Origin of the sequence: Streptomyces torulosus (assembly GCF_001419765.1) — a bacterium.
GTDB classification, from domain to species: Bacteria; Actinomycetota; Actinomycetes; order Streptomycetales; family Streptomycetaceae; genus Streptomyces; species Streptomyces torulosus.
In genome coordinates, this window is record NZ_LIRK01000878.1 from 1 (window position 1) to 4,031 (window position 4,031).

At 72.6% G+C, this 4,031-nt stretch carries 2 protein-coding genes; one reads left to right on the plus strand and one right to left on the minus strand.

Annotated elements, in window-relative coordinates:
* Window positions 1-68: 68 nt before the first annotated feature.
* Complete coding sequence (gene gabT / locus AOK23_RS41770; RefSeq protein ID WP_055717614.1) at window positions 69-1,412, minus strand: 4-aminobutyrate--2-oxoglutarate transaminase; 1,344 nt, start codon at window positions 1,410-1,412, stop codon at window positions 69-71.
* Window positions 1,413-1,752: 340 nt separating this feature from the next.
* Between gabT and AOK23_RS41775 the strand changes: the two genes are divergently transcribed.
* On the plus strand, window positions 1,753-3,885 hold the full coding sequence (locus tag AOK23_RS41775) for an ATP-binding protein (RefSeq protein ID WP_079050017.1): 2,133 nt from the start codon (window positions 1,753-1,755) through the stop codon (window positions 3,883-3,885).
* Window positions 3,886-4,031: the final 146 nt, after the last annotated feature.

Here is a 4,031-nt window from a genome sequence, read left to right on the forward strand (position 1 = left end):
CGCCCGCCCCTCGCGAGGAGCTCCTGAAGGGCTCGCGAGGGGCGGGCGAACGAGGGGGGCGGGAGGGCTCAGACGCGGGTGAACGCCTGCTCGATGATGTCGAGGCCCTCGTTCAGGAGGTCCTCGCCGATGACCAGCGGCGGCAGGAAGCGCAGGACGTTGCCGTAGGTGCCACAGGTCAGGACCAGCAGGCCCTCCTGGTGGCAGGCCTTCGCCAGCGCGGCGGTCGCCTCCGGGTTCGGCTCCTTCGTCGCGCGGTCCTTGACCAGCTCGATGGCGATCATGGCGCCGCGGCCCCGGACGTCGCCGATGACGTCGAACTTCTCGGCCATGGCGGTGAGGCGGGACTTCATGATCGCCTCGATGTGCTTGGCCTTGGTGTTGAGGTCGAGCTCCTTCATCGTCTCGATGGAGCCGAGGGCGCCCGCGCAGGCGACCGGGTTGCCGCCGTAGGTGCCGCCCAGGCCACCCGCGTGGGCGGCGTCCATGATCTCGGCGCGGCCGGTCACCGCGGCGAGCGGGAGACCGCCGGCGATGCCCTTGGCGGTGGTGATCAGGTCGGGGACGATGCCCTCGTCCTCGCACGCGAACCACTGGCCGGTGCGGCAGAAGCCCGACTGGATCTCGTCGGCGACGAAGACGATGCCGTTGTCGGAGGCGAACTTGCTGATGGCCGGGAGGAAGCCCTTGGCGGGCTCGATGAAGCCGCCCTCGCCGAGGACCGGCTCGATGATGATCGCGGCGACGTTCTCCGCGCCGACCTGCTTGGAGATCTGGTCGATGGCCTGGGCGGCGGCCTCCGGGCCCGCGTTCTCCGGGCCGGTCGGCCAGCGGTAGCCGTAGGCGACGGGCACGCGGTACACCTCGGGGGCGAACGGGCCGAAGCCGTGCTTGTACGGCATGTTCTTGGCGGTGAGCGCCATCGTCAGGTTGGTGCGGCCGTGGTAGCCGTGGTCGAAGACGACGACGGCCTGCCGCTTGGTGTACGCACGCGCGATCTTCACGGCGTTCTCGACGGCCTCGGCGCCCGAGTTGAACAGGGCGGACTTCTTGGCGTGGTCGCCCGGGGTCAGCTCGGCGAGGGCCTCGGCGACCGCCACGTAGCCCTCGTACGGGGTGACCATGAAACAGGTGTGCGTGAAGTCCTGGAGCTGGGCGGAGGCCCGGCGGACCACGGCCTCGGCGGAGGCGCCGACGCTCGTCACGGCGATGCCCGAGCCGAAGTCGATCAGCCGGTTGCCGTCCACGTCCTCGATGATCCCGCCGCCCGCGCGCGCGGTGAACACCGGCAGCACGGAGCCCACACCCGCCGCCACCGCGGCGGTACGACGTGCCTGCAGCTCCTGCGACTTCGGTCCGGGAATGGCGGTGACGACGCGGCGCTCCTGCGGAAGCGGCGGAAGGGCGGTCATGGGAGCTCCCTGGTGATCGTGCGTGTGTACGACATCGGGCGTACGGGGCGGGGCCGGCGCTCGTGGCGGCCGACGGGGCGCGGGCGTTCTCGGACGCTTGCCTTCTTTTCTCGCAGGCTAGGGCGGGGACCGGAGGCTGGGCATGCTCCATGTGGGCGTTGTCGGGGGTTCGTCTTGTCCGCGTTGGACATGGAGGAACCGTGGGTACGGATGTGCGTCCCACCGCGTAAAACGGTGGGCCCGGGTGAGTACCCGGCCGCGTAAGCGGTGAACTCCCTTTCCGGGAGCGTTAGATTGGCTCGCTGATGGTGGACGGAACGGCTGGTCAGGGGGCAAGGCGATGAACAGCGACGGGACGCGGGACGCACGGGGCACGCATGCGAATCCTGTGCCGCGTCCGGCGGGGTCGCCGGAGATGCCCGCGGTGCCTCCTCGGCCGACGCGTGCACCAGGGGTTCCTCCGCTGCCGGACGGCACGTCCTTCCTGGCATGGCTGCGGACTCCGAGGCCGGATGTGGCACCGGGCATGTGGCGGTTCGGGCACACCCCGCGACCCGACAAGGAGCCCGACGAGATCCCCGCGCGCCAGCTGCTCGGGGGAGCCCTCATCGCCTTCCTGGTGGGCTGGCTGCTCTGGTCCCTGCTGCAGAACGGCTACCTCGGCTATTGGTGGTGGATCCCGCTCGACCTGATCGTGCCCGACTCCTGGCAGGGCAGCACCGGTGAAGGTGGCCCGGTCGGCGGGTTGATTCTCTATGAGGGCTACAAGCTGCTGGTCGCCTTGGTGATCCTTCTCGGTGTAGCCCGGCTCGGACGCTGGGGAGAAGTATGGCGTCGCTACATTGCGCCCCGTTTCCGCAGCCAGTCGCAGGAGCAGGCGGCTCCCACCGCCGAGGACGATCCCGCCCAGTGGAACCAATTGCGGGCAGCCGGTGCAACCGACGTCGCCGACCGGCTCGTCGCCGAGGCGCGGGCCGGGCTCATGCGGGATGTGGATCACGCGCGGATCATGCGGGCCTGGCAGGGGGTGCGCAGTGGGCGGCACAGCATGGCGACGTTCACCGGCGCGGTGCTGAAGGACGGCGCGGCGGCATGTCTGCATCCGTCGGGGGAGCGGGACCTCCCGGGCCGGCTCGCGCAGCACGACATGGTGACCGGGCAGGTCCGGCTCGGCACGACCGCCGACGACCCCCGCAACCCGTACGCCTACCGCGGCACCGGCCTCGCCCTCGGCCCGGAACTGCTCGGCACGTCCCTGCTGGCCGTCGGGCCCGCCGGGTCGGGGAAGACCGGCGGCATCGTGTGGCCCGTCGCCGAGTCGCTGTGCCTGCACGCGCTGGCCGGCCGGGCCGCTGTGGTGGTCGTGGGCGCGGCGGGCGCGGGGCTCGGCCCGGCCGACGCCTACGACGTCGTCGTCCGCATCGGCAACCCGGAGTCCGTGTACGACCTCGACCTCTACGGCGGCACCACCGACCCCGACGAGGCGGCCGCCGTCCTCGCCGAGGCGCTCGTCGGCGACCTCGCCGACCCGCACCCCGGCGCCGACAGCCGGCGTTCGACCACCGTGCTCGCGCAGTTGCTCGGCCCGTTCCGGGCGGTGCACGGGCGGTTCCCGTCGGTGCCGCAGCTGCGGCAGCTGCTCGACGGCGCCCCCGGCCCGCTGGGCGAGCTGCGCAAGGCGCTCCAGGACGCCGGGCAGGAGTCGCTGCTGCGGGAGCTGGACGCGCGGGAGCGGCAGCTCGGGCACCCCGGTGACGTCGGCTCCGTCCTCGCCGACCGGGTCGCCCTGCTGGACCGGCCCGCCTTCGCCGGGTTCTTCGACACCTCCGGCCAGTCACGGCCCTTCTCCCTCCAGGCGCTCGACCACCCCGTCCGGGTCCGTATCGACCTCCCCCAGCGCGGCCACGCCGACGCCTCACGCATCCTGGCCCGGCTGGTGCTCGCGCAGTTCACCGCGAGCGTGTCGGTACGGGAGGACCGCTCGCTGTTCGCGTGCCTGGTGCTGGACGACGCGACGGGCGTCATCACCCCCGAGGCCGTTCGCGGCATCCAGCGGCTGCGGTCCGCCAACGCGGGCACGGTCCTCACCCTGCGCACCCTCGACGACGTGCCCCGGCCGTTGCGCGGGCCGCTGCTGGGCGCGACCGGCTGCCGTATGGCGCTCTCCGGGATCACCCCGTGGGACGGTCAGGACTTCGCCGAGGTCTGGGGCAAGGAGTGGACCGAGGCGCGGGACGTCACCGACCGGCAGATCATCGCGGACTCCCCGGCGGGCAAGGCGTGGCACGCGCTGCGCCGGGTGATCACCGGGTCCGCGCCGACCGCCCGCGCCGTCACCGTGCGCCAGGTCGAGCGGGAGCGCTGGTCCGCGTCCGAGCTGGCGCACGCCGTGCCGCCCGGCCACGCGGTGCTGTCCCTGACGGACGTCCGGGGCGAACACGCGCCGCCGCTGCTGGTGAATCTGCGGGGCTGAACGAAGGGGCTGCGCGGCGGGGCTGAACGACGGAGGCTGCTGTCGGGGGCCGTCGGGGGCCGTCGGGGGCGGAAGGGGCGCGGGATCGGGCTTGAGGGGCGCGCGGCGACCGTACGGTGAGGCAGAATCGGCACAGGCCGTTCATA

Coding starts and splice junctions, on each gene's coding strand:
- gabT (WP_055717614.1), bottom strand. CDS start 1,412: ATGACCGCCCTTCCGCCGCTTCCGCAGGAGCGCCGCGTCGTCACCGCC.
- AOK23_RS41775 (WP_079050017.1), top strand. CDS start 1,753: ATGAACAGCGACGGGACGCGGGACGCACGGGGCACGCATGCGAATCCT.